The organism is Nonomuraea sp. NPDC003804, from assembly GCF_040610675.1.
In the GTDB taxonomy this organism is placed as follows: Bacteria; Actinomycetota; Actinomycetes; order Streptosporangiales; family Streptosporangiaceae; genus Nonomuraea.
The window spans coordinates 16,872-41,549 of record NZ_JBEXMT010000040.1; the positions used below are offsets into that span (position 1 = coordinate 16,872).

At 71.0% G+C, this 24,678-nt stretch carries 22 protein-coding genes and 1 pseudogene; 20 read left to right on the forward strand and 3 right to left on the reverse strand.

The genetic code is table 11. The features are described 5' to 3' along the window. Window positions 1-276: 276 nt before the first annotated feature. Window positions 277-1,698, reverse strand: coding sequence for a peptidoglycan DD-metalloendopeptidase family protein (locus ABZX22_RS39030; protein ID WP_354920121.1), 1,422 nt, complete (start codon window positions 1,696-1,698; stop codon window positions 277-279). A gap of 340 nt (window positions 1,699-2,038) precedes the next feature. On the opposite strand from ABZX22_RS39030, the gene ABZX22_RS39035 reads away from it, so the two are divergent. The 3 genes from ABZX22_RS39035 to ABZX22_RS39045 all read left to right on the forward strand — a co-directional run bounded on the left by ABZX22_RS39035 (window position 2,039) and on the right by ABZX22_RS39045 (window position 4,991). Next, window positions 2,039-2,677: a DNA alkylation repair protein gene (locus ABZX22_RS39035; protein ID WP_354920294.1), complete on the forward strand. Its 639-nt coding sequence runs from the start codon at window positions 2,039-2,041 to the stop codon at window positions 2,675-2,677. Window positions 2,678-3,201: 524 nt separating this feature from the next. Beyond that, a complete protein-coding gene (locus ABZX22_RS39040) occupies window positions 3,202-3,675 on the forward strand; it encodes a GNAT family protein (RefSeq protein WP_354920124.1) in 474 nt (157 codons plus the stop codon). Continuing rightward, the gene (locus ABZX22_RS39045) at window positions 3,672-4,991 is read left to right on the forward strand and encodes a CoA transferase (protein WP_354920127.1); all 1,320 of its coding nucleotides are present in this window, start codon (window positions 3,672-3,674) and stop codon (window positions 4,989-4,991) included. Before ABZX22_RS39040 ends, ABZX22_RS39045 begins: the two co-directional genes overlap by 4 nt. On the opposite strand, the gene ABZX22_RS39050 is transcribed toward ABZX22_RS39045, so the two are convergent. Beyond that, on the reverse strand, window positions 4,975-6,303 hold the full coding sequence (locus ABZX22_RS39050) for an MFS transporter (RefSeq protein WP_354920130.1): 1,329 nt from the start codon (window positions 6,301-6,303) through the stop codon (window positions 4,975-4,977). The two genes, ABZX22_RS39045 and ABZX22_RS39050, sit on opposite strands and share 17 nt — an antisense overlap. 57 nt (window positions 6,304-6,360) lie before the next feature. Between ABZX22_RS39050 and ABZX22_RS39055 the strand changes: the two genes are divergently transcribed. From ABZX22_RS39055 to ABZX22_RS39080, 6 genes are all read left to right on the forward strand, one after another. Further along, window positions 6,361-6,969 (forward strand): helix-turn-helix domain-containing protein, encoded by a 609-nt coding sequence (locus ABZX22_RS39055; protein ID WP_354920133.1) that lies wholly within the window; start codon window positions 6,361-6,363, stop codon window positions 6,967-6,969. 297 nt (window positions 6,970-7,266) lie between these two features. Beyond that, window positions 7,267-8,202: a 30S ribosomal protein S2 gene (rpsB, locus tag ABZX22_RS39060; protein WP_354920136.1), complete on the forward strand. Its 936-nt coding sequence runs from the start codon at window positions 7,267-7,269 to the stop codon at window positions 8,200-8,202. Window positions 8,203-8,324: 122 nt separating this feature from the next. Further along, window positions 8,325-9,158 carry a translation elongation factor Ts gene (gene tsf / locus ABZX22_RS39065; protein ID WP_354920139.1) on the forward strand — a complete coding sequence of 278 codons (834 nt, stop codon included), beginning with the start codon at window positions 8,325-8,327 and terminating at the stop codon, window positions 9,156-9,158. 132 nt (window positions 9,159-9,290) lie between these two features. Then, window positions 9,291-9,989 carry a UMP kinase gene (pyrH, locus tag ABZX22_RS39070; RefSeq protein WP_354920142.1) on the forward strand — a complete coding sequence of 233 codons (699 nt, stop codon included), beginning with the start codon at window positions 9,291-9,293 and terminating at the stop codon, window positions 9,987-9,989. A 100-nt stretch (window positions 9,990-10,089) separates the two neighbouring features. Then, window positions 10,090-10,647 (forward strand): ribosome recycling factor, encoded by a 558-nt coding sequence (gene frr / locus ABZX22_RS39075; RefSeq protein WP_354920145.1) that lies wholly within the window; start codon window positions 10,090-10,092, stop codon window positions 10,645-10,647. A gap of 107 nt (window positions 10,648-10,754) precedes the next feature. Beyond that, entirely contained in the window at window positions 10,755-11,579 is an 825-nt protein-coding gene (locus tag ABZX22_RS39080) for a phosphatidate cytidylyltransferase (protein ID WP_354920148.1), read from the forward strand. An 84-nt stretch (window positions 11,580-11,663) separates the two neighbouring features. Here the strand turns inward: ABZX22_RS39080 and ABZX22_RS39085 are convergent, their stop codons facing one another. Continuing rightward, window positions 11,664-12,584 carry a suppressor of fused domain protein gene (locus tag ABZX22_RS39085; RefSeq protein WP_354920151.1) on the reverse strand — a complete coding sequence of 307 codons (921 nt, stop codon included), beginning with the start codon at window positions 12,582-12,584 and terminating at the stop codon, window positions 11,664-11,666. Window positions 12,585-12,696: 112 nt separating this feature from the next. Between ABZX22_RS39085 and rlmN the strand changes: the two genes are divergently transcribed. From rlmN to ABZX22_RS39140, 11 genes and pseudogenes are all read left to right on the forward strand, one after another. Then, window positions 12,697-13,806 carry a 23S rRNA (adenine(2503)-C(2))-methyltransferase RlmN gene (gene rlmN / locus ABZX22_RS39090; RefSeq protein ID WP_354920154.1) on the forward strand — a complete coding sequence of 370 codons (1,110 nt, stop codon included), beginning with the start codon at window positions 12,697-12,699 and terminating at the stop codon, window positions 13,804-13,806. Window positions 13,807-14,063: 257 nt separating this feature from the next. Beyond that, a pseudogene (locus ABZX22_RS39095) lies at window positions 14,064-14,423 on the forward strand (arginase family protein); the annotation flags it as partial. Beyond that, window positions 14,420-15,154: a cytosine permease gene (locus ABZX22_RS39100; RefSeq protein ID WP_354920156.1), complete on the forward strand. Its 735-nt coding sequence runs from the start codon at window positions 14,420-14,422 to the stop codon at window positions 15,152-15,154. The pseudogene ABZX22_RS39095 and the gene ABZX22_RS39100, both read left to right, overlap by 4 nt. Further along, window positions 15,109-15,774 (forward strand): cytosine permease, encoded by a 666-nt coding sequence (locus tag ABZX22_RS39105; RefSeq protein WP_354920297.1) that lies wholly within the window; start codon window positions 15,109-15,111, stop codon window positions 15,772-15,774. Before ABZX22_RS39100 ends, ABZX22_RS39105 begins: the two co-directional genes overlap by 46 nt. Before the next feature lie 10 nt (window positions 15,775-15,784). Beyond that, window positions 15,785-16,261: a GNAT family N-acetyltransferase gene (locus ABZX22_RS39110; protein ID WP_354920159.1), complete on the forward strand. Its 477-nt coding sequence runs from the start codon at window positions 15,785-15,787 to the stop codon at window positions 16,259-16,261. 398 nt (window positions 16,262-16,659) lie between these two features. Beyond that, on the forward strand, window positions 16,660-18,036 hold the full coding sequence (locus ABZX22_RS39115) for an extracellular solute-binding protein (RefSeq protein ID WP_354920162.1): 1,377 nt from the start codon (window positions 16,660-16,662) through the stop codon (window positions 18,034-18,036). Continuing rightward, window positions 18,011-18,919, forward strand: coding sequence for a sugar ABC transporter permease (locus tag ABZX22_RS39120; RefSeq protein WP_354920165.1), 909 nt, complete (start codon window positions 18,011-18,013; stop codon window positions 18,917-18,919). The genes ABZX22_RS39115 and ABZX22_RS39120 overlap by 26 nt, the downstream gene beginning before the upstream one ends. After that, window positions 18,916-19,734 (forward strand): carbohydrate ABC transporter permease, encoded by an 819-nt coding sequence (locus ABZX22_RS39125; RefSeq protein ID WP_354920168.1) that lies wholly within the window; start codon window positions 18,916-18,918, stop codon window positions 19,732-19,734. Before ABZX22_RS39120 ends, ABZX22_RS39125 begins: the two co-directional genes overlap by 4 nt. Further along, complete coding sequence (locus ABZX22_RS39130) at window positions 19,734-20,798, forward strand: ABC transporter ATP-binding protein (RefSeq protein WP_354920171.1); 1,065 nt, start codon at window positions 19,734-19,736, stop codon at window positions 20,796-20,798. Before ABZX22_RS39125 ends, ABZX22_RS39130 begins: the two co-directional genes overlap by 1 nt. Then, a complete protein-coding gene (locus tag ABZX22_RS39135; protein ID WP_354920174.1) occupies window positions 20,795-21,964 on the forward strand; it encodes a CehA/McbA family metallohydrolase in 1,170 nt (389 codons plus the stop codon). Before ABZX22_RS39130 ends, ABZX22_RS39135 begins: the two co-directional genes overlap by 4 nt. After that, window positions 21,955-24,636 carry an alpha-mannosidase gene (locus ABZX22_RS39140; RefSeq protein WP_354920177.1) on the forward strand — a complete coding sequence of 894 codons (2,682 nt, stop codon included), beginning with the start codon at window positions 21,955-21,957 and terminating at the stop codon, window positions 24,634-24,636. The genes ABZX22_RS39135 and ABZX22_RS39140 overlap by 10 nt, the downstream gene beginning before the upstream one ends. The last annotated feature ends 42 nt before the right edge of the window (window positions 24,637-24,678 follow it).

A 24,678-nucleotide genomic window follows, 5' to 3' on the forward strand; every position in this document is an offset into this window, starting at 1 on the left:
TCGGCGGGTTGGTCTGTGCGTGGGGATTTGACGGGGGATCGGGTGGGGCGGCTACGAGGAGTGATGCCGTCTCGGACGCCTCGTGTGGATGTATGTGAAGGGCGCTGGCGAGTCTCGGGGGCTTGTGGCAGGAGCGTCTCGTCGGGTCCGAATGCGGAGGTCACCTGGCCCTGGGCTTGGGATCGTTCGAGCGGGCAGCGGGCAGCGGGCAGCGGGCAGCGGGCGGCGTGCGGCACGCGGTGGGGGTGCGGCGGGCGGTGGAGGTGTGGCGGCGGCTCAGGGGGTTGAGGAACTCGCGGGCGGGGTCGGCCAGTGGGGGAGCAGGCGGATGGGGCCCAAGCCGAGCAGGAGCAGGGGGTCGAGATAGCGGAACTCGCGGCGGAGTCCCCAGTGGAGGCAGGTTGTGATGCAGTGCCACGAGGTGGGTTCGATGACGCCGAGTTCGTCGCCCGTGGACACGGTCTGGCCGCGGCGCACGGACGCTCGCACGGGGAGGTAGGTCGTCCGCAGACCGCCTGGGTGCTGGATGCTGACGACGCCGCGGCCGGCGAGGGGGCCGGCGTAGGTGACCGTGCCCGGGCCTGCCGCACGGACCCGTGCCCCAGGCGAGGCTGCGAGGTCTACGCCGCGATGTCCGGCGTGCCAGGGCTCGGGCGGTGGGTTGAAGCGACGGATGACCACAGGGCGACCGTCGAGGGGCCAACGCCAGAGTGGTTGGTCGGCGGTGGGTGTGGGCGGCAGGAACGGATTCGCTGTTGCGGGTTGAAGTCGCGGGAGCGCGTTGGCAGGCGTGATGGGGAGTTGTGCGGCAGGGGCGGCTGTCGCGGGTGCGGGAGAGTGAGACGGATCCGCCGCTGTGAATGGCTGTGGCCAGAGCGGATCAGCGGCCGTGAGTGAGTCGGTCGACGGGCGGCGGGCGGCTGCGAGTGGATTGTCCGGGGGGCGATAGGCGGCCGGTGAAGAGGGGTGGGTGGCGGAAGGTGAGTCGTCTGAGGGGTGGTGGGTGGCGGAAGGTGAGTCTCCTGAGGGGTGGTGGGTGGCGGAAAGTGAATCGCCTGAGGGGCGGTGGGCGGCGGTGACCGAGGTCGGTGACCGCGGGTGGGTGGCGATCAGTGAGTCGGGCGAGGGCAAGTGGATTGGCGTGAGTGACGGGTGCGGAGGCGGGTCGGTGATGGTGGGTTGTTGTCGTGCCGTCAGGGCGCTTGCGGTGGGTGAGGGATATTCGACCTTGTCCGGAATCGGAGGCCAGGCGATCAGTCCAGCGATCTTGTGACTAGGGGTTGCGCGCAGAGCTGGGGTGTTAGTTCCCGGTTGTGGGACGGGTTGAGGCGGCCAGGTCGGTAGTGAGGAAGACGGAGACGGGACAACCGGAAGGGGGTGTGTCAGGGCCAGGACGGCGGTCGCGCGAGAGGGGGTGAGGGCGAGGGCGGCCAGGGTGAGGGCGGTGGCGACGATGACCGCGAGGATGGCCTTCAAGGCCCGCGCTGACGGGCGGATGCCGCGCCGTGACGTGAGACCCGGGGCTTGACGGTGGGCAGCTCTGAGGAGCTTGCGCGGGGTGACGGGCAGCATGCGGCTCAGCGTCGTCGGTGGTGCTGGGGTCGGTTGGGGGCGAGTGAGATTCTGTGGAAAAGCGGCGGGGCTCCTCTGCTGCCTGTGGATCGTGCCTCGGGCGAAGCCTGAGCTGGCTACTCTCATCCGGCCGGCAGCCAATCACTTTCCTCACTGGGTGAGCCAGCAGTCGGATGGCTGCCGGGCAGCCAATCACGCTCCTCACTGGGTGAGCCAGCAGTCGGATGGCTGCTCGGAGTGAGGCCGAGAGTCAGTGCCCAGACTCAGTGCTGAGGGCCAGTGCTGAGGGCCAGTGCTGAGAACTGCTGCATATTTGTGAAGACGCGGGATTTCGTGTCGATGGCTGCCGCCGAACCGGCGTGTACGGCAGGAGGCCGACTCCCCTCGTAGGCTGAATCTCGCACGCGACGGACAGGAGGCCGAGGTGGCAGAGACGACGCTGACCGAGCCGATGGTGGCCGAGGTGATGGCCGAGCTGGCCGAGCTCGAGGACCCGAGGGCACGCGAGGTGAACGAGAAACACGGTGACGATCATGGTGTGAACCTCGGCAAGCTGCGCGCGCTCGCGAAGCGGTTGAAGACGCAGCAGGAACTCGCGCGCCAACTCTGGGAGACAGGTGACACCGCGGCGAGACTGCTGGCGCTTCTGATCTGCCGCCCGAAGGCGTTCGAGCGTGACGAGTTGGACGCCATGGTGCGCGAAGCGCGCACACCCAAGGTGCACGACTGGCTCGTGAACTACGTGGTGAAGAAGAACCCGCACTCCGAAGAGCTGCGTCTTGCCTGGTCCGCCGATCCGGATGCAGTGGTCGCGAGTGCCGGCTGGGCGCTGACCACCGAACGCGTGACGAAGAAGCCCGAGGGCCTCGACCTCGCAGGACTGCTCGACGTCATCGAGGCGGAGATGAAAGACGCCCCGGATCGCCTGCAGTGGGCGATGAACCACTGCCTGGCGCAGATCGGGATCGAGCACGCCGAACATCGCGCCCGTGCGATGGACATCGGTGAGCGCCTGGAGGTGCTCAAGGACTACCCGACTTCCCCGGGCTGCACGTCTCCGTTCGCGCCCATCTGGATCACCGAGATGGTGCGCCGACAGCAGTAGGACGGTTCGCGCGCTCACGCTCGTGCCACTACTCCCTCGGAACGCGGTACCCGATGCGAACCGGCCGTGAGGGGCCTCACGTCGCCTACCGCGTGGAGACCACGCCGGCTACCCGAGTCGCGGGCGTACCCGAGCACGCCGGGCGTACCTGAGCCGCGGGCCGACCCGAGCAGGCCGGGCGTACCCGAGCACGCCGGGCGTACCTGAGCTGCGGGCCTACCCGAGCACGCCGGGCGTGCCCGAGTCGGGGGCCTATCCGAGCCGCGGGCCTACCAGAGTCGAATGAAGTGACCTGGCGCTCGTCGCGGTGCAGACGTGTGACCAAGCGTCGAGACGGTTGGTCCGTCAGTCGAGAATTCTTGAGGAGGGTCACTCAGGAGACCTCTGACTGATGTGAAGGCCGGCCCGGAGACCGCCCGCTGAAAAGCAGCGCACAGAGCGGCGGTTTCAGGAACCACCGTAGGGGCCCGGCGGGCGCGGCCGGCGTCATGCTGGCTGTCGATCGAGTGAAGGGACAGCGCCGGATGAAGCTCGAAGGACCTCGACTGACGTTGCGCGAGGCCGTCCAGGCTGACGAGCCGAGGCTGCGGGCGATCGTCGCCACCCCGGAGGTGGCCAGGTGGTGGGGGGAGGTGGACGACTTCGACGGCATGCTGGCCGTCACCCTGGACGGCGAGGTGATCGGCGCCGTCCAGTACGACGAGGAGGACGACCCGCAGTACCGTCACGCGGGCATCGACATCTTCCTGGCCCCCGAGCACCACGGTCGCGGCTACGGGAGCGAGGCCGTCCGGACGCTGGCCAGGTGGTTGATCGGGGAGCGGGGTCATCACCGGCTCACGATCGATCCCGCCGCGCACAACGCCGCCGCGATCAGGGCGTACGAGAAGGTGGGGTTCAGGCGGGTGGGCGTGATGCGGGCCTACGAGCGCGATCCGGCCACGGGTGTCTTCCATGACGGTCTGCTGATGGATCTGCTGGCCGGGGAGCTGACGTGACGGCGGCGGCGCTGATCGCCGATCTGGGCGCGCGGCTGGGTGTCGGCCTGCCGGGCGTTCGTGTCACCGATGACGGTTCGCGGCTGCCGTCCCGCTATCCGGTGGAGGTGGCGGCCGCCGTGTCGGTGGGGGCGGCCACCGCCGCTGCCGCCGCCATGCGGGGGGTGGGGGCCGAGGTCGATGTGCGGGAGTCGCTGGCCGCGTTCCTGGACGAGCGGCTGTTCACGATCGACGGCGCGACGAAGGAGCTGTGGTCACCGCTGTCGGGCGACTACCGGACGGCCGACGGCTGGGTCAGGCTGCACTGCAATTTCGACCATCACCGCGATGCCGTCTTCCGGGCGCTGGGCACGCAGGACGTCCGGCGGGCGTGCGCGGGCCGTACCTCGCGGGAGGTCGAACGGGCAGTGACCGTGGCGGGCGGGTGCGCGGCGGCGTTGAGAACGCCGGAGGAGTGGCGGCGGGACCCGAGGGCGCGCGCCGTGGCGGAGCTGCCGCTGGTCCGGCTGACCAGGGTGGGGGACGGCCCGGCCCGTGGCGGGGAATCGCCCAGGGTGCTCGACCTCACCAGGGTCATCGCGGGACCGGTGGCGACCAGGACACTCGCCGCCCACGGCGCGGACGTCCTCAAGGTGAGTACGCCCCGGCTGCCCGAGGTCGACGGGTTGGTGATCAGTACGGCGTTCGGCAAGCGCTGGTGCCACCTCGATCCGGCCACGGACGCGTTCGCACGGTTGGCGGGCGCGGCCGACGTGGTGGTGAGGTCGGTACGGCCCGGCGCGCTCGGCGTGGTCGACGAGCTGGCGCGGCGCACGCCCGGCCTGATCACCGTGGACATCACCGCCTACGGGCGCACGGGCGGTCGGGGGTTCGACAGCCTGGTGCAGATGGCCACCGGGATCGCGTGGGGGGATCCGCCGCGTCCGCTGCCCGCGCAGGTGCTCGATCACGCGACCGGGTATCTGGCCGCGTTCGGGGCGATGGCGGCGCTGCTGAGAAGGCGGGTGGAGGGCGGCTCGTGGCGGGTGGAGCTGAGCCTGGCCAGGACCGCCCAGTGGCTGGACGAGCTGCGCCGCATGGCGGCGGCCGGGTCGTTCCCCGGATGGTGGGAAGCGGCGCCCGGCCGCGCGGGATTCCGGCCGACCGGCACCGGCGAGATCGAGGTCGGCGACCTCATGGCGGAGATGGACAGCTCCTTCGGCAGGCTCGGGTACGTGCTCCCGCCGGGCCGTGTCGGCGGCCGCCGGCCCGGTTGGGTGACGCCGCCGCCGCGGCCGGGTGAGCACGGCGCTGAGTGGCTCACCCGCCCGTCCTGATCTTGGTGATCGCGAGCTCTCGCAGGACGGCGCTCAGCACCGGGTCGGGTTCGGGCGCCGGCAGGGCGCCAGGACGCGGACGGTGGGGGCGCAGCGGGGACCGCCAGATCCACAGCCCCGCCAGGGCGGTGCCGCCGGCGCAGATCAGGATGACCGCCCGCAGGCCGACCACCTCGGCCAGCAGGCCGCCCGTGATGCCGCCGAACGCGAGCACGCCGTGGATGGCGAAGGTCATGGTCGCGTTGACGCGCCCCATCATGTCGGCGGGCGCCTCGCGCATGGTGATGACGTTCGTGCAGGTGCCGAGGGAGACGACGATGGCCCCGATGAGCAGTCCCGTCGTGGCCATGACGGGGATCGTGACCTGCGGCGGGCCGCCGACCAGCCCGACCGCCAGCATGTCGAAGGGGAAGAGCAGGACCGCGTAGAGCATCACCCTGTTCTCGCCGAAGCGCCGGGCGAGCCTGGCGGTCGCCCAGGCGCCGATCAGGCCGCCGATGCCGGAGACCGCGGTGAGGGCGCCGATCATGCCTTGGGGGATCCGCAGGACCTGGAGCATGTAGAGGATCACGACGGCGATGTAGGCCATGGCGAAGAAGTTCAGCGTGACGCCGGTGGCCAGGATCGCGCGCAGCACGGGATGGCCGACGCTGAGGCGCAGGCCCTCGACCGCGTCGCGCCACATGCCGCGCGACGCGCTCGGCTCGTGGTCCTCGGGGGTGCGGATCGAGCGCAGCATCAGCGCGGAGGCCAGGAACGACACCCCTTCGGCCAGGACGGCGAGCGGCGCGGTGAGCATCTGGACCAGCAGTCCGGCGAGCCCGGGTCCGGCGATGGAGGCGACGGAGTAGGAGGCGTGGAAGCCGGCCATCGCCTCGGTCCGCTGCGAGGCGGGGACGACGACGGCCAGGTGGGGGAAGTTCGCCGCCCTGAACACGACGCTTGCCGTACCGATGACGAGAGAGACGGCGATCAGCAGCGGGACGCTGAGCGTGCCGGTGATCCACGCGAGGGGGACGAGGAGCGCCGCCGCGGCGGCGACCAGCTCGCAGGTGATCATCAGCGGCCGGTGCCGCCTGAGCCGGTCGGCCAGCGCGCCCGCGTGCAGCCCGAACAGCAGCGTGGGCACGGAGGCCGTCGCGGCCAGGAGCCCCATCTGGGCGGGTGAGGCGGCCAGCAGGGTGACCGCGGTGAGCGGGACGGCGAGCTTGGAGACCTCCGATCCGGTGACAGAGGCGGTCCTGGCCGACCAGAGCAGGCGGTAGTCGCGCTGCCGGTGGAGCGGCGGTAAATCCTGAAGGGTTTGCTTCACGACTGTGAAAGTAACCCTTCATAAGTGTGAAGGCAAGCCTTCAGGTATCGTCGTGACGTGACCAAGGAAGCGCGCCCGCTGCTGAGCGACCCCAAGGCGATGCGCGCGCTCGCGCATCCGGCTCGCCTGACGATGCTCACCGAGCTGATGTGGCGCAGGACGGCCACCGCGACCACCCTCGCCGAGGTCGTCGGCGTCTCCCCGAGTGCCGCCAGCTACCACCTGCGCATGCTGGAGAAGTACGGCTTCGTGCGCGACGCGCCCGCCAGCGAGGACGGCAGGGAGCGCCTGTGGGCCGTCGAGCCGGGCGGCTTCTCCTTCGGGTACGAGGACGACGACCAGCACGGCGTCCGTGAGGCCAAGCGGCTGCTCGCCGACGCGATCGTGGCCGACAAGGAGCGCGAGGCCAGGCGGGCGATGGACGCGGTGCCCACCGAGCCGGAGGAGTGGCGCGACGCGACGTTGTTCCAGCGCTCGCACCTGCTGATCACCGCGGCCGAGATGAAGGAGCTGGGCGAGCGGATCGAGGAGCTCGTGCGCCCCTACACCACCGCTCGGACTGGCGCGCCGGAGGGGGCCCGCCACGGCGAGCTGCACCTGTCGCTCTTCCCCAGGGCCGCCAGGTCCGTCCCCGGCCTGCCGACCGAGGACCACGACGTGGACTGACACGCCGGTCGGGCCGGGGGATCATGGTGGGGCTGACAGGCTCCGTCATGCCCGTCGCCGGTCAGCCGGCCGTGGACGACGACGTGAAGTGACGTGCGCCGACGGCCGGAGCGGTCAGGCCGGGGCTCCCCGCAAGGTATGCTTTTCGGTGGCCTGTCAGCGACAGGCCGACTTCGCATGCCCCGTCGCGAACCGTTCCTTCGGTCCGGACGAGAGTCCGGCAGGAGCGAGAGCGGGGCATCAGGGCGGCAGGCCACACGGCTGCCGCGCACAACCGAGAAACTGGAGGACCAGCAGATGGCCCCCGTCGTCACCATGCGACAGCTCCTCGAGAGCGGCGTTCACTTCGGCCACCAGACCCGCCGGTGGAACCCGAAGATGAAGCGCTTCATCTTCACCGAGCGCAACGGCATCTACATCATCGACCTGCAGAAGTCGCTGTCGTTCATCGACCGCGCCTACGACTTCGTCAAGGAGACCGTCGCCCACGGCGGCACGATCCTGTTCATCGGCACGAAGAAGCAGGCTCAGGAGGCCATCGCCGAGCAGGCCGGCCGCGTTGGCATGCCGTACGTCAACCAGCGCTGGCTGGGTGGCATGCTCACCAACTTCTCCACCGTGCACAAGAGGCTCCAGCGTCTGAAGGAGCTCGAGGAGCTCGACTTCGACAACGTGGCCGGCTCGGGGCTCACCAAGAAGGAGCTCCTCATGCGCCGCCGCGAGAAGGAGAAGCTCGAGCGCACGCTCGGCGGTATCCGTGACATGGGCCGCGTGCCCAGCGCGGTGTGGGTCGTCGACACCAAGAAGGAGCACATCGCGATCTCCGAGGCCAAGAAGCTCGGCATCCCGGTCGTCGCGATCCTCGACACCAACTGCGACCCTGACGAGGTCGACTACCCGATCCCCGGCAACGACGACGCCATCCGCGCCGTCGGCCTGCTGACCAGGGTCGTCGCCGACGGTGTCGCCGCCGGTCTCATGGCTCGCTCCGGCGCCGCCCGCGGTGACGAGAAGCCCGCCGCCGCCGAGCCGCTGGCCGAGTGGGAGCGCGAGCTCATCGAGCAGGGCTCGGGCGAGCAGAAGGTCGACGAGGTCGCCGCCCCCGCTGAGGAGGTCGCCGCCCCCGCTGACGAGGCTGCCGCCCCTGCTGACGAGGCTGCCGCTCCCGTCGAGGAGGCCGCCGCCCCCGCCGAGGCTCAGGCCACCGCCGAGGGTGAGACCGAGCAGGCCTAAGGGCTTGCGAGGGTACGGCTCGCGCCGGCCGCGCGAGCCGTACCCCCCGCCGGTGGTCGCACCGGCACCGAGGCTTTCCGGGTCCAACCCGATCCACGACGACATCCCACGAGGAAAAGCACATGGCTTCCGTGAACATGGCCGACGTCAAGCGGCTTCGCGAGCTGACCGCCGCCGGCATGATGGACTGCAAGAAGGCGCTGGAGGAGTCCGAGGGCGACTTCGACCGCGCCGTCGAGCTCCTGCGCCTCAAGGGCGCCAAGGACGTCGGCAAGCGCGAGGCGCGCACCGCCTCCAACGGCCTGGTCGCGCTCCAGCAGGAGGGTGACTCCGCCGCCGCGCTGCTCGAGCTCAACTGCGAGACCGACTTCGTCGCCAAGGGCGAGCGCTTCCAGGAGCTGGCGGCCCAGGTCGTCGCGCACATCCTGGACACCAAGCCCGCCGACGTCGACACCCTGCTCGCCTCCACCCTCGACGGCAAGTCCGTCAAGGAGCTGCTCGACGAGGCCAACGCCGCGCTGGGCGAGAAGATCGAGATCCGCCGCTTCGCCGTGCTCGAGGGTGGCTACATCGGCGCCTACATGCACAAGACCGACCCGCAGCTCCCGCCGGCCGTCGGTGTGCTCGTGCAGCTCGACAAGCCCAACGCCGACGTCGTCAAGGACGTCGCACAGCACGCCGCCGCCATGGCGCCGAAGTACCTCGACGCCGAGGCCGTTCCCGCCGAGGTCATCGAGAAGGAGCGCGCGCTCTTCGAGGAGATGACCCGCGAGGAGGGCAAGCCCGAGGCCGCCATCGCCAAGATCGTCGAGGGTCGCGTCAACGGCTGGTACAAGGACTTCACGCTGCTGCAGCAGGCCTTCGTCAAGGACAACAAGAAGACGATCGCCAAGTACGCCGAGGAGAACGGCGTCGAGGTGCTCGCCTTCGTCCGCTTCAAGGTCGGCCAGGCTTAGTCTCGAGGTGGGAGGCGCGTACCGTCTCCCACCGCGTTGACCGCTCTACCAGAACCACCACCCGAGGAGGCCGCCGCCGTGCAGGAGAACCAGGAGCCCGTCGCGCCGGCGGCTTCGCCGTACAAGAGGGTCATGCTGAAGTTGTCCGGCGAGGCGTTCGCCGGCGGCGAGCCGATGGGCATCGATCCGGAGGTGGTCGGTCACGTGGCCGACTCGATCGCCGAGGCGGTGCGCGAGGGCGTCCAGGTCGCCGTCGTGGTCGGCGGCGGCAACATGTTCCGCGGCGCCGCCCTGTCCGCGGGCGGTCTCGACCGCGGCAGGGGCGACTACATGGGCATGCTGGGCACGGTCATCAACTGCCTGGCGCTCCAGGACTTCCTTGAGAAGCGCGGCATCGAGACCCGCGTCCAGACCGCCATCTCCATGCAGCAGGTGGCCGAGCCGTTCCTGCCCCGCCGCGCCATCCGGCACCTGGAGAAGGGCCGCGTGGTCATCTTCGGCGCGGGGCTCGGGATCCCCTACTTCTCCACCGACACCTGCGCCGCGCAGCGAGCGCTGGAGGTCGGCGCCGAGGCGCTGCTCAAGGGCACGCAGGTGGACGGGGTCTACGACTCCGACCCGCGGAAGAACCCCGACGCGGTCCGGTTCGACCACCTCGACTACGCGGAGGTCCTCGTACGCGACCTCGCCGTCATGGACCAGACCGCGATCAGTCTGTGCAAGGAGAACGACCTGCCCATCGTCGTCTTCGACCTGATGGGCGAGGGCAACATCCTGCGCGCGGTGCGCGGTGAGAAGATCGGCACGCTGGTGAGTCCGGCAGGGAAATAGGGAGCGAGCCTGACGACGCGAGCGACGCGGTGCCTGGCGCAGAGGGATGGGGCCGTGGCGCGAGCCAGGAAGGTGAGCGACCAATAGACAGGGAGCCGCTGTGATCGACGAAACTCTCCTCGAAGCCGAGGAAAAGATGGACAAGGCCGTTTCGGTCGCGAAGGAGGACTTCGCGGGCATCAGGACCGGCCGTGTCACCCCGTCGATGTTCAACAAGATCAACGCCGAGTACTACGGTTCGCCGACCCCGATCCAGCAGCTGGCCTCGTTCCATGTCCCCGAGGCCCGCATGGTCATCATCCAGCCCTACGACAAGGGCTCGATGGGTGCGATCGAGAAGGCGATCCGTGACTCCGACCTCGGGGTCAACCCCAGCAACGACGGCCAGGTGATCAGGGTGGCCTTCCCCGAGCTGTCGGAGGAGCGCCGCAAGGAGTACGTGAAGGTCGCGCGCAACAAGGGCGAGCACGCCAAGGTCTCGATCCGCAACATCCGGCGCTCCGCCAAGGAGACGCTCGACAAGATGATCAAGGATGGCGAGGCCGGCGAGGACGAGGTCCGCCGCGCCGAAAAGGAGCTCGACGACCTGACCCACAAGCACGTCGCCAAGATCGACGAGCTGCTCAAGCAGAAGGAAGCGGAACTGCTCGAGGTCTGAGCGGTCGCATCCGCACGGCCCTCGCGTGGACGCGGGGGCCGTGGCTTTGTCACGAAGTGTGCGCATCAGACGGCTCGGTGCGGTCTGACCGCCGAGTTGGAGAGTCTGTGGAAGAACGCACACCGGGCAGCCGTACCGGCAGGAACCTGCCGGCCGCCATCGCGGTCGGCGTCGTGCTGGGCGCGCTGGTCCTGGCCTCCCTGCTGACGATCAAGGAGCTCTTCCTCCTGCTGGTCGTGGCGGCCGTGGGCGTGGGCGCGGCCGAGGTGGTTCACGCGCTCGGCACGCGCGACATCAAGGTGCCGCTGATCCCGGTGCTCGTCGCGACGGCCGCGATGCAGGCGGGCGCCTACTGGGGCGGGGCCTCGTGGCTGCTCGGCACCTACGTCGTGGCGGTGTTCGCGCTGCTGCTCTGGCGGATGTTCGACGGCCCGCAGGATGGCTACGTCCGCGACGCGACGGCATCGGTGTTCGCCCTGGCCTACCCGCCGCTGCTGGCCGGTTTCGTCGCGCTGATGCTCGCGACGCCGGAGAACGGCCACTACCGGGTGCTGATCTTCATCGCGGTCACGGTGAGCAGCGACATCGGCGGCTACTTCGCCGGCGTGCTGTTCGGCAGGCACAAGATGTCGATCATCAGCCCGAAGAAGACCTGGGAGGGTTTCGCCGGATCGGTGCTGGCCTGCATGGTGGTCGGCGCCTGGCTGGTGACCTGGCTGATGGGCGGCCAGCTGTGGCAGGGCGCGCTGATCGGCCTGCTGGGGGCCGTCATGGCGACCCTCGGCGATCTGGTCGAGTCGATGATCAAGCGGGATCTCGGCATCAAGGACATGGGGTCGGTGCTGCCGGGACACGGCGGCCTGATGGACCGGCTCGACTCCCTGGTGGCGACGCTGATCCCGGTGTGGCTGCTGCTGTCGCTGTTCTTCTGAGGAGCGGCGCTCCTCAGACGCCTGCGGGCCGTGCGTTTCACGGGTCTTCGCCCTGTGCGCTTGATGCCGCCCGCGGGCCGTGGTTCACGAGTCCCCGGCCCACGCCTCCAGCCAGAGCCAGCGGACGGCCTCGCCGCCGAACCCGAACCCCGACAGGTCCGGCATGTCGGGGGCGTCGGCGAGCATGATCACCCCGTCGTACCGCGCGCCGAGAGGGAACGTCGACGGCTCGTGGTACCACGTGGCCGTGTGCCCGTGGCCCAGCCACGTCACCGAATGCCACGGGTACTGCGCCAGCCACACCAGAAGCAGCGCCGCCTCGCGCGGGTCGCCGCGGGTGGCGACGGCCAGCTCGATCCTGGCGTAGGCGCGCGGCCGGTCGATCCACTGCTCGACCGTGGGCATGCGCTGGCAGCTCATGCCGACCGTCGACAGCACGGTGAAGTCCCTGCCCCGGTACGGCGGGCGCTCGCTGATCCCCACCGTCGGCAGCCGCTCGCCGCTGGCGTCCCAGTAGCGCCCCGACGGTCCGACGGTCCGGTCGAGATGCCCCATGACGAACTGCTGGAAGGAGGCCCACGAGCCCTCGCTGTGGCGCCACTGCCAGTAGGAACCGGCGTGGTCGAGCCGCGGCTGGAGCCCGTCGAGCGCCTCGGACAGCGCCCAGGCGAACGGCGTCTCGCCGACGGCCTCGCGGGCGTAGCCCGGCATGCCCCTGCTCATGTCCGCCCAGCCCGGAATGACCGCGAGAAGCTCGTCGTTCTCATACAGGGCGACCCCGTCGCCCTCCTCGAACCATAAGGTGGTCAGCTGGCCGAGCGCGTGCCGTCCCGCGGGATGGCGGGTGTTCGGCCGTGGCATGAGGGGCGGCGCACCCGCGTTCAGCCTGGCCAGATCGACGACCTCGGGGGCGGGCACGTGGTTGGCCAGCCAGACGGCTCCGTGCACCTCGCCGCCCGGGGAGCACAGGTAAGCTACCGACGCGGCGTCGTCGCGTTCGACCACCAGAGTGCGGCTCCCGTAAGGGTTGCCATCGGTGAGGACGACCTCGGTTTGCCCCTCGCCAGACGATCGGTATATCGCCATACATCTGGACTCTAGATTAAAGAGAGGGCTCATGACCGCCGAGAAGACCGAGCGCCCGTTGCTGCAGTTCACGGCGCCGCGCCGGGCCAAGCCCGCGAGACATCTGGCGGATCTGACGATGGCCGAGCGCCGCACGGCGGTCGCCGAGCTCGGCGAGAAGCCCTTCCGCGCCGACCAGCTCTCGCGCCACTACTTCACGCACCTCACCACCGATGTCGCGGCGATGACCGACCTGCCGGCCGCCGCCCGCGAGAAGCTGTCGGTGCTGCTGCCCCCGCTGCTGACCTCCGTGCGCGAGCTGTCCACCGACGCGGGCACCACCCGCAAGACGCTCTGGCGGCTGTTCGACGGCGCGCTGGTCGAGTCGGTGCTGATGCGCTACCCGGACCGGGTCACCATGTGCGTGTCCTCGCAGGCGGGCTGCGGCATGAACTGCCCGTTCTGCGCCACCGGCCAGGCGGGGCTGACCCGCAACATGTCCACGGCCGAGATCGTCGAGCAGGTGGTCTCGGGAGCCAGGGCGCTGGCCGCGGGCGAGGTCCCCGGCGGCCCCGGCCGGGTCAGCAACGTGGTGTTCATGGGCATGGGTGAGCCGCTGGCCAACTACAAGGCGGTGATCGGCGCGGTCCGCCGCATGGTCGAACCCGCGCCCGACGGGCTCGGCATGTCCGCGCGCGGCATCACGGTCTCCACCGTGGGCCTCGTGCCGGCGATCGCCAAGCTCGCCGACGAGGGGCTGCCCGTCACGCTGGCGCTGTCGCTGCACGCCCCCGACGACGAGCTGCGCGACACCCTCGTGCCGATCAACACCCGGTGGAAGGTGCACGAGGTGCTCGACGCCGCGTGGGCCTACGCCGCCAAGACCAAGCGGCGGGTGTCCATCGAGTACGCGCTGATCAAGGACATCAATGACCAGGAGTGGCGTGCCGACCTGCTCGGCAAGCTGGTGAAGAACAAGCTGGTGCACGTCAACCTGATCCCGCTCAACCCCACTCCCGGTTCGAAGTGGACGGCCTCCCGCCCGGAGGACGAGCGGGCGTTCGTGCGCCGCCTGGAGTTCCACGGGGTGCCGGTGACCGTCCGCGACACCCGCGGACGCGAGATCGACGGCGCCTGCGGCCAGCTCGCGGCCGCAGAGTGATCCCCCGTACGGCAAGCCGGGCCGGCGCCCGTTCGTGATCCCCCCGTACGGCAAGCCGGGCCGGCGCTCCCGCGGTCACGACTGACCGCCCGTCCATCACGCCACTCCAGCGGGACTTCGGCGCGCCGCCGTTACGTCGCCCTGCCAACCCGAAGACCCGCAACCCCGACAACTCCCAAGGCGACTGGGCGACTGGGCGACTGGGCCGGGAGCGCCGCGACCTCGGCGACCCGGCTGGAGGCGCCCAGGGGAAGTCCCTCGAGGAGGACCGCAGGCTCGGCTTCGGCATCGTCACCGCCGCCGACGTGCTGCGCCGCGGCCTCGACGAGGTCATCGACGCCCTCCGCCAGCGCATCGGCGACCGCCCGCTCTACGTCTCCGTCGACATCGACGTGCTCGACCCCGCGCACGCGCCCGGCACCGGCACCCCGGAGGCGGGCGGCCTGACCAGCCGCGAGCTGCTGGAGATCCTGCGCGGCCTGGCCGGCACGAACCTCATCGGGGCCGACGTGGTCGAGGTCGCCCCCGCCTACGACCACGCCGAGATCACCTCCGTCGCCGCCTCCCACGTGGCCTACGACCTGATCAGCCTGCTGGCCATGAAGGAGAAGCCATGAGCCGCCGGGAAAGCATCACCGAGATCGAGACCCACGGCGTCGACCGCATCCCCGACGCCGACCGCACCGCCCGTCCCGTCGACCTGTTCAGGCTGGCCTTCGGCGGCGCCAACACCTTCGCCACGTGCGTGCTGGGCGCCTTCCCCATCCTGTTCGGCCTGTCGTTCTGGCAGGGGCTGGCCGCCACCGGGCTCGGCCTCGTGGTGGGCGCGCTGATCCTGGCCCCGCTGTCGCTGTTCGGCCCGATCAACGGCACCAACAACGCGGTCTCCTCCTCGGCGCACCTGGGCGTCCACGGCCGGGTCGTCGGCTCGTTCCTGTCGCTGCTGACGGCGATCGCCTTCTTCTCCATCTCGGTGTGGTCCTCGGGCGACGCACTGGTCGGCGGCGCGCACCGGCTGGTGGGCCTGCCGGAGAGCGGACCGGCCTACGCCGTCGCCTACGCGCTGTTCGCGAGCCTGGTGCTGATCGTCTGCGTGTACGGCTTCCGCTTCATGCTCTTCGTCAACAAGATCGCCGTGGTGGCCGCGTCGCTGCTGTTCGTGCTGGGCGCCTTCGCCTTCGCCGGCGACTTCGACCCCTCCTACGCGGGCACGATCGCCCCTGGCGACCCGCGGTCATCGCGGTCAAGGCCGCGCAGTACGTCGACCCGGCCGCGCCCAACTACGTCGGCGGCCTGCTGGCCATCTCGCCCGCGTGGTACTTCGTGCCGGTCTGCCTCATCGCGCTGATCGGCGGCATGTCCACGGGCACCACCGCCCTGTACGGCACCGGCCTCGACTTCTCCAGCGTCTTCCCGCGCTTCTCCCGCGTGCAGGCCACGGTCTTCATCGGCACGCTGTCGATCGGCTTCATCTTCGTCGGCCGTTTCGCCGCCAACCTCACCCAGAGCATCTCGACCTTCGCCACGCTGATCATCACCTGCACGGCGCCGTGGATGGTCATCATGATGCTCGGCTACGTCACCCGCCGCGGCTGGTACGACGCCGAGGCGCTGCAGGTCTTCAACCGTCGCCAGCGCGGCGGCCGCTACTGGTTCACCCACGGCTGGAACTGGCGCGGCATGACCGCGTGGCTCGTCTCCGCGGCGCTGGCCATTCTGTTCGTCAACCTCCCGGGACAGTTCGTCGGCCCGCTCGGCGACCTGGCCGGGGGCGTGGACGTCTCGCTGCCGCTCGGCCTGGCGGCGGCCGCCGTGCTGTACCTGGCCCTGCTGTTCGCCTTCCCCGAGCCGCGCGAGGTGTACGGCCCCGCGGGGCCGCGCCTGGTCGGCTCCAGCGGCACGCCCGTCCCGCCGATCGTCGCCGCCGACGCCCGCGTGCTCGAGCCGGAGGCGCCGCTGATCGGCTAGCGTGTCGGGCATGCCGTTCGAGATCTGGCCGATCGGTCCGGCCGACCGCGAGGTCGTCCTGCGGGTTCTCACCGACAGCTGGGGCAGCCCGATCGTGGTCGGCCACGGCGAGGCCATGGACGCCGGCTCGCTGCCCGGCCTGCTGGCCCACCTCGACGGCGCCCTGGCGGGGCTGGTCACCTACGCGGTGCGCGGCCGGGAGTGGGAGGTCGTCACGCTCGACGCCGTCATTCCCGGCAGGGGCGCGGCGACCGCCCTCCTCGGCGCCCTCAGGCAGGCGGCGCGCGCGGCCGGTGCGACCAGGTTGTGGCTGGTCACCACCAACGACAACACCCACGCGCTGCGCTTCTACCAGCGTCGCGGCTTCGACCTGGTCGCCCTGCACCGGAACGCGGTCGAGCGGGCCCGCGCGCTGAAGCCGTCCATCCCTGCCGTGTCGGACGGCATCCCGATCGCGCACGAACTGGAGCTGGCGCTCACACCCTGACAAGCACCGATCGGCGCCCCGGGCGCGAAGGTCACCGGCGTGAGACGCCCCCCGCCGGTGACCGGGCCTTCGCGGCCCCCGCCCGAGTGTCCCGTCGACGCCTGTGCTCCCCGGCCGTGCTCCGGGCCCCTGCCGCCACGCGAGCCCCACGCCCGCCCACGACCACCGGGCGCCTCCCCATGAGCACCCCCGCCGGGGAGACAGCGCTGGACGGGAGTGCCCCGCCGGAACGGGATCGGCGCGCGTCTCTCCTGTCCCGGAACGACCCAACGGCACCGCCTGCCCACCCCAAGGGCCTGTCCAAAACCGAGAGATTGCCGGAATGTTGCCAGGTCTTTACGTCGTGATGTTGTCATGACATATTGGCCCAGGCTTTTCGGACACTCTCGGAGGGTTGCGTGAAAAGATCCATTGGCGCTGTCGCGGTGCTCACCGTGACCGGGATGGCGCTCACCGCGTGCGGCCAGTCGTCCTCCGGCTCTGACGCCATCGAGCTGACGATCACCCAGAACTCCATCGCGGGCGGCAAGAACGCCGTGACCGCCGAACACATCGCCAACTGGGTCATCCCCAAGTTCGAGGCGGCGCAGAAGGCGAAGGGCAAGAACGTCAAGGTCACGTTCGTGCCCAGCGGTGTCGACGACGAGCAGTACAAGACCAAGCTGGCTCTCGACCTGAAGTCCAGGAAGGGCGCCGATGTCATCGACATCGACGGCATCTGGGCGGGAGAGTTCGCCGAGGCCGGGTACATCAAGCCGCTGTCGGAGGTCGTCGGCCCCGAGGCCGACGCCTGGGACGGCTGGTCGCAGATCCCCGAGGCGGTGCAGGGCCTGACGACCTACAACGCCAAGAAGTACGCGCTGCCGATCGGCACCGACGGCCGCGTCCTCTACTTCAACAAGACGCTCTTCCAGAAGGCGGGCCTGCCGGCCGACTGGCAACCCAAGAGCTGGCAGGAGGTGCTCGACGCGGGCGCCAAGCTGAAGTCGGCGGGCGTCCCCACCCCCCTCCAGATCAACGCGGGCACCGCCATGGGCGAGGCGACCTCCATGCAGGGCGTCTTACCACTGCTGGTGGGAGCGGGCGGCGAGATCTACAAGGACGGCAAGTGGTCGGGCGCCTCCCAGCCGCTCAAGGACGCCCTCGGCCTCTACCAGAAGATCTACGGCGGTAGCGGACTGGGCGATCCCAAGCTGCAGCAGGAGGCCAAGGGCAGGGACAAGTCGTTCGCCGAGTTCGCCGCCGGCAAGATCGGCATCCTGATGGAGGGCGACTACTTCTGGCGCGGCGTGGTCAACCCCAAGGACGGCGTCGCCAAGATGGCCGACCGCGACCAGGTGGTCGGCTACGCGATGATCCCGGCGCTGGAGCCGGGCAAGGGCATCCGCGGCCAGGACTTCGTCAGCATGTCGGGCGGCGCGCTGCGGACCGTCAACCCCAACAGCGCCCATCCGAAGGAGGCCTTCGAGCTGGCCGCCTTCACCCTGTCGCCCGAGGCGCTGAAGGAGGAGACCAAGGCGAACGTGCGCATCACGCCGCGTTCGGACGTCAACAAGGAGATCCTCGCCAGCGACCCCCTGCTGATGTTCATCTCGGAGAAGGTGCTCCCGCTGACGGCCTACCGGCCGCCCATGGCCGTCTACCCGCAGGTGTCGGCGGCGCTGCAGGAGGCCACCGCGCAGGTGGTCGGCGGCAAGGCGCCCGACCAGGCCGCCGCGGACTACCAGTCGAAGCTCGAAGGACTCGTCGGTGGCGCGGGCAACGTCTCTTTCTGAGAAGGCCCGGTACAGCGCGGACGCGGCGGGTCTGGGCACGCCCAGGGCCGTCGCGTTCGTCGCCCCCGCGATGGCGCTCATCGCGGTGTTCCTGGTGTTTCCCGCGCTGTGGGTCATCTACCTGGGGCTGACGAACTACCGCCTGACCGGCCTGGCGGCCGCGGAGCCGCGGTTCGTCGGCCTCGACAACTTCGTCAAGGCCGTCTCCGACGGCGGGTTCTGGAACTCCACCTGGCTGACGGTGCAGTTCGTGCTCGGTTCGGCGGTCATCGGCCAGGTCGTGCTCGGCTTCACCATCGCCTGGCTGCTGCGCGACCGGCGCGGCCCGCTCAAGCGCGTGGTCGAGGGCCTGGTCATCCTCGCCTGGATCCTGCCGGGCGCGGTCGTGTCGTTCCTGTGGATCGCGCTGCTCGACCGCGACAGCGGCTCCCTCAACGCGCTGCTCGGCATCCCCGGCTTCGCCTGGCTGCTCGACCACCCGATGCTGTCCATCGTCGTCTTCAACACCTGGCGCGGCACCGCCTTCTCGATGATGCTGTACGGCGCGGCGCTCGGCAACGTGCCGCCCTCGCACCTGGAGAGCGCCAGGCTGGCCGGCGCCTCTGGCTGGCAGCAGCTGCGCGACGTGGTCTTCCCGCACATCAGGGGCCACATCCTGACCAACCTGCTGCTCATCAGCCTCTGGACGTTCAACGACTTCACCCCCTTCCTGCTGACCGCCGGAGGGCCCGACCACAGGTCGGAGGTGCTGGCCGTCCACGTCTACAACGTGGCGCTGAAGGGCGGCGAGCTCGGGTTCGGCGCCGCCGTCTCCACGATCATCCTGCTGATCAACCTGGTCGTGGCGGTGTTCTACCTGCGGCTGCTCAGGAGGAGGTCATGACCCGCTTCGTCCTCGGCCGGATCGGCTTCTACACGCTGATCGCCGTGCTCCTGGCCTTCTTCACCGTGCCGCTGCTGTGGCTGGCCGCCGCGCCGTTCACCTCGAACCCGACCTACGAGGTCTCGCTGCCCGACTTCACGGTGGCCAACTTCGCGGCGATCCTGGAGCACCCGTACGCGCTCGGCTCCCTCTACAACTCGCTGCTGCTGGCGGTGGGCACCGCCGTCCTGGTCGTGCTGCTGGCCGCGCTGGCGGCCTACGCGCTCAGCCGCGTGCGCCTGCCGGGACGTGACGCGCTGCTCTACGCGCTGCTGCTGCTGTCCTCGATCATCACGGGGACGGCCGCGATGGTGCCGCTGTTCCAGCTGGCCGTCGAGCTCGACCTCATCGACTCGCAGCTCGGCCTCATCCTCATCCTCACCGGTGGCCTGCTGCCGGCGGCCGTCTTCATGCTCAAGGACTTCATGGACTCCACCCCGAAGTCCTACGAGGAGTCGGCGCGGGTCTTCGGCGCCTCGCCGCTGCAGATCGTCGGCCACGTGGTCGTCCCGCTGGTACGGCCGGGCCTGGCCACGATCGCCGTCTGGTCCATCGCCAACGTGTGGGGCAACTTCCTGATGCCCTACCTGCTGCTCAGCGACATCGAGAAGCAGCCGGGCGCGGTGATCATGTTCACCCTCTACACCGAGGGCGGTCAGGCCAACCTGCCGCTGCTGTCCACCTTCGGCCTGCTCTACTCGGTGCCGGTGGTGCTCATGTACCTGTTCGTCAGCAAGAAGTACGGCTTCCGCTTCCACGGAGGGATCAAGCGCTGATGGCCGCGATCGAACTCAGAGGCCTGACCAAGGTCTACCCAGGCGGCGTGAAGGCGCTCGACTCGCTCGACCTGATGGTTCCCGACGGCGAGTTCTTCGCCCTGCTCGGCCCGTCGGGCTGCGGCAAGACGACGCTCCTGCGGACGATCGCGGGCCTGGAGACCGCCACGGACGGCTCGGTCGTCATCGGCGAGCGCGACGTCACCGGGGTTCAGCCGGGCGGGCGTGACGTGGCGATGGTCTTCCAGGACTACGCGCTCTTCCCCCACATGGACGTCACCGACAACATCGCCTACCCGCTGCGCATCAAGAAGGTCGCCAAGGCGACCCGGGCCGGCCGGGCCCGCGAGGTCGGCGAGCGGCTCGGCCTGGCCCACCTCATGGACCGCCGCCCCGGGCAGCTGTCCGGCGGCCAGCAGCAGCGCGTCGCCCTCGCCCGCGTCATGGCCACCCAGGCGCAGGCGTTCCTGTTCGACGAGCCGCTTTCCAACCTGGACGCCAGGCTCCGCCTCGAGGCCCGCACGTTCCTGAAGAAGCTGCAGCGCGAGCTCGGCGTCACCACCGTCTTCGTCACCCACGACCAGGCGGAGGCGCTGGCCATGGCCGACCGGATGGCGGTCATGGAGAACGGGCACATCAGGCAGATCGGCACCCCGGCCGAGGTGTTCCAGCGTCCGGCCAACACCTTCGTCGCCGCTTTCATCGGCTCGACCCCGATGAACCTGCTGGAGGGCGTCGTCAGGGGAGAGCGGCTGGAGGTCGCGGGGTGCAAGCTGCCGGTGCCCGCCTCGGCGGAGGGCCGGCTGTCCGACGGCGAGCAGATCGTCTACGGCGTGCGGCCGGAGTACATGACCTACGCGGCCGAGCCCGTCGAGGGCGCCTTCGGGGGAAGGGTGGCGATCGTGGAGAACCTGGGCGCCGTCCATCTGGTGACGCTCGAGGTCGGCGGCGTGCTCGTGCAGGTCGTCGTGCCGGAAGGCAGCGAGCCGGCGCCCGGTGCGGAAGGATTCGCGGTGCCCAGGGGCGACCGGGCGCTGATCTATCGCGATGGGAACGTGGTATGACGCTGATCCACGGCCGCTGGAGCCTGGACGACCGGCTGGAGCGGATGCTGAGGGAGGTGCCCTTCGAGCTGCCCGCGGGGGCCGAGGGGGTGACCGTCGGGTTGCGCTACGACCGGTCCAAGGGGGTGCTCGATCTGGGCGCCGCCGGGCCGTACGGCTTCCGCGGCTGGTCGGGCGGCGCGCGCGACGAGTACACGATCACCCGTGACTGGGCCACGCCCGGCTACCTGCCGGGCGAGCTGGAGCCCGGCCCGTGGCAGGCGTGGCTGCGGCTGCACCGGGTGCCGCCGGAAGGGCTGGAGTACACGCTGGAGGTGACGGTCCACCGGCGGGCGCCCCAGCGGCCGGTGGAGGAGGAGCCGCCGCCCGCGGTCCGGCCGCCGCGCCGCGACATCCCCGACGTGGACGGCCTGCGGTGGTACGCGGGCGACTTCCACGCCCACACCGTGCACAGCGACGGCGCGCTGACGGTCGCGGAGCTGGCCGCGCTGGCCACCGGCAGAGGGCTCGACTTCCTGGCGGTCACCGACCACAACACCGTCAGCCATCACCCTCACCTGGCCAAGGTCCGGGAGATCACGCTGATTCCCGGGCAGGAGGTGACCACCGACCGGGGCCACGCCAACGTGTTCGGCGACGTGGGCTGGGTCGACTTCCGCCGGCCGCCCGGCACCTGGGGCGAGCGCGGGCTGCTGTCGATCAACCATCCGCTCGGCGGCGACTGCGCGTGGCTGCACCCGCTGCCGCGGCGGCCGCGCGTGGTCGAGGTCTGGCACTCCGGCTGGTGGGACCGGCGCTGGGGCGCGCCGCTGGCGTGGGCGCAGGCCTGGCGCGACGACGTCATCGTCATCGGCGGCAGCGACTTCCACCGCCACGGCGCCGACGGGCTGCCCGGCGCGCCCACCACGTGGGTGCTGGCCGAGGAGCCTGGCGCGGTCCTCGACGGCGTGCGGGCGGGCCGTACCGCGGTCTCGGCGGGGCCCGACGGGCCGCTGCTGCTCAGGCTCGGCGACGAGCTGCTGGCCCTCGACGCCGACGGGCTGGTCCTGGTGCGCCGCTCGGGGGCGCGGCAGGTCATCCGCGGTGACCGCGTCGTGCTGCCCGCGGGCGACGGGCCGTTCAGGTTGGAAACCCACGAGAACGAGGTGATGGCGCTGTGCGCGTGACCCAGGAGATCGTCGTCGTCCCGCACACGCACTGGGACAGGGAGTGGTACGAGCCGTTCCAGCGCTTCAGGTTGCGCCTGGTCGCGCTCATGGACGAGGTGCTCGACACCATGGAATGCGAGCCCGACTACCACTTCACCCTCGACGGGCAGCTGGCCTGCGTGGACGACTACCTCGAGGTGCGCCCGGAGAACCGCGACCGGATCGCCGCGCTGGTCGAGGCGGGACGGCTGGCGATCGGGCCGTGGCAGATCCTGCTGGACGAGTTCCTGTGCTCGGGCGAGACCATCGTCCGCAACCTCGAACTGGGCATGGACCGGGCCGACAAGCTCGGCGGCGCCATGCCGGTCGGCTACCTGCCCGACATGTTCGGCCACACCGCCCAGATGCCGCAGATCCTCGCCCTCGCCGGACTGACGCAGGCGTGCGTCTACCGGGGGGTGCCCGCCTCGGTGGTCACCGACGCCTTCGCGTGGGTCGCGCCCGACGGCACCGCGGTCCGCGCCCAGTACCTGCCCGCCGGAGGCTACGGCAACGGGGCCCACCTGTTCGAGGCGCCGGGACAGGTGCTCGCGCGGGCCGAGACGTTCGTGACCACCATGCGGCGATGGCAGGGCGAGGCCAAGCCGTTGCTGGCGATGTACGGCACTGACCACTCGGCCCCCGTGCGCGGGCTGCCGGAGATGGTGGCCTCGCTCGGCGCCCGCATGGACACGCTGTCGGGCTACATCGGCGCGCAGGGGACCGAGGGGCTGCCCCGCGTCCACGGCGAGCTGCGCTCGCACGCCCGCGCCAACATCCTGCCCGGCGTCATCTCGGTGCGCGCCCACGTCAAGCAGGCGATGGGCAGGGCCGAGCGGATGGTCGAGCGCTACGCCGAGCCGCTGGCCGCGCTCTGGGGCGAGGCGTGGCCCGAGCGCTTCCTCGACATGGCGTGGTGGCGGCTGATCGACGCCAGCGGCCACGACTCGGTCACCGGGTGCGGCGTCGACGAGACCGCCCAGCAGGTCGCCGCCCGCATCGCCGAGGCCGAGCACCTCGGCCAGGCCGTCCGCGACATGGTGACCTCCCGCCTGGCCGCCGCCGTGCCCTCGGGCGCGGTCCTGGTGGTCAACCCCTCGCCGTTCCCGCGCACCGGGGTGGTGCTGATGGACGTGGCCGGCCTCGACCCGCTGGTGGACGCCGCGGGCAGGGCGGTGCCCGCCCAGACCCTGGAGTACGCCCCGACGCTGCTGCTCGACGAGGAGATGGACCCGCGCCTGGCGTTCACGTTCATCCACGGCACCGAGCTGTACGGCCAGCACATCACCGGCTGGTCGATCGCCGACGGGGTGCTGGTCTTCAGGGTCGCGCGCGAGCCGGCGGCGGCCTTCGACGTGGCGGAGGTGGCCGCGGCGCTGGCGGAGGCGGAGGGCGCCGTCACCCGCGTCCGCATCGTCGCCGAGGCCCGCAGGACCGTCGCCGCGCTGGTGGACACGCCCGCCCTCGGCCACACGAGCGTCCGCCCCGGCCGCCCGTCCGGGCCGCAGAGCCCCGCCCCCGGCGCCGGCGGGGTGCGGGCCGAGGGTCAGGTGCTCGACAACGGCCTGCTGCGCGTGGAGGTCGCCGCCGACGGCACGCTCACCCTCACCGGCCGCGACGGCGTGACGATCGCCGGCGCCGCGCGGATCGTCGAAGGCGGGGACGTGGGCGACACCTACAACCACGCCCCGCCCGCCGCCGACCGGCTGGTCCTGGCGCCGGAGTCGGTGGAGGTGAGTGTGGTCTGCTCGGGCCCGCTGGTCGCCGCCCTCGACGTCCACCGCGGCTACGCCTGGCCGAGAGGCACCGACGTCACCGAGGCCGACGGGCCCGCCGACCCGCTCCCCGCCGCCGCCCGCACGGCGGCCGTCGAGCACGTCACCGTCGCCACCCGGGTCGAGCTGCGGGCGGGCGAGCCGTTCGTCCGGCTGCACGTGGAGTTCGACAACCGCTGCGCCGACCACCGGGTCCGCCTGCACGTGCCGCTGGCCGAGCCGGCCGCCGCCTCCTTCGCCGAGGGGCAGTTCGCCGTCGTCGAACGCGCTCTGACGGCCGAGGGAGGCTGCGGCGAGACCCCGCTGCCGACCCTCCCCGCCTCCTCGTGGGTGGCCGCCGGCGGGGTGGCCGCCCTGCTCGAGCACGTCACCGAGTACGAGCTGGTGGACGACGAGCTGGCTCTGACGCTGCTGCGCTCGGTCGGGTACCTGTCCCGCAACCGCAACGCCCTGCGGCCGGAGCCCGCCGGTCCGCAGCTGCCGACCCCGGCCGCCCAGTCGAGGGGGCCGCGCTCGGTCAGGCTGGCGCTCATGCCGTACACGGGGACATGGGCGGCGGTGCCGGGGGCGGCGGAGGTGTTCCGGCACGACGTGCTGGCCGTGCCCGGCACCGGCGCCGCGGACCTGTCCCTGCCCGCCCCGGCCACGGGCCTCACCGTGAAGGGCGAGGGCGTCGTCATGACCTCGCTGCGCCGCCGCGACGAGTGGAAGGAACTGCGGCTGGTCGCCCTGTCGGGCGCGGACACGGTGGCGACGATCGAGGGCGACTTCACCGAGGGCCGCCGCGCCGACCTGCGCGGCCGGCCGGGCGAGCCGGTCGACGCCGCCCGCCTGCCGCTGCGCGCCTGGGAGATCGCCACCATCCAGGTGCGGTGAGCCCGGCGGCCACCCGGCCGGCCCGTCACTCCGGCGGACCGG

Coding starts and splice junctions, on each gene's coding strand:
- ABZX22_RS39030 (WP_354920121.1), bottom strand. CDS start 1,698: ATGAGAGTAGCCAGCTCAGGCTTCGCCCGAGGCACGATCCACAGGCAG.
- ABZX22_RS39035 (WP_354920294.1), top strand. CDS start 2,039: ATGGCCGAGCTGGCCGAGCTCGAGGACCCGAGGGCACGCGAGGTGAAC.
- ABZX22_RS39040 (WP_354920124.1), top strand. CDS start 3,202: ATGAAGCTCGAAGGACCTCGACTGACGTTGCGCGAGGCCGTCCAGGCT.
- rpsB (WP_354920136.1), top strand. CDS start 7,267: ATGGCCCCCGTCGTCACCATGCGACAGCTCCTCGAGAGCGGCGTTCAC.
- tsf (WP_354920139.1), top strand. CDS start 8,325: ATGGCTTCCGTGAACATGGCCGACGTCAAGCGGCTTCGCGAGCTGACC.
- pyrH (WP_354920142.1), top strand. CDS start 9,291: ATGCTGAAGTTGTCCGGCGAGGCGTTCGCCGGCGGCGAGCCGATGGGC.
- rlmN (WP_354920154.1), top strand. CDS start 12,697: ATGACCGCCGAGAAGACCGAGCGCCCGTTGCTGCAGTTCACGGCGCCG.
- ABZX22_RS39100 (WP_354920156.1), top strand. CDS start 14,420: ATGAGCCGCCGGGAAAGCATCACCGAGATCGAGACCCACGGCGTCGAC.
- ABZX22_RS39110 (WP_354920159.1), top strand. CDS start 15,785: ATGCCGTTCGAGATCTGGCCGATCGGTCCGGCCGACCGCGAGGTCGTC.
- ABZX22_RS39125 (WP_354920168.1), top strand. CDS start 18,916: ATGACCCGCTTCGTCCTCGGCCGGATCGGCTTCTACACGCTGATCGCC.
- ABZX22_RS39130 (WP_354920171.1), top strand. CDS start 19,734: ATGGCCGCGATCGAACTCAGAGGCCTGACCAAGGTCTACCCAGGCGGC.
- ABZX22_RS39135 (WP_354920174.1), top strand. CDS start 20,795: ATGACGCTGATCCACGGCCGCTGGAGCCTGGACGACCGGCTGGAGCGG.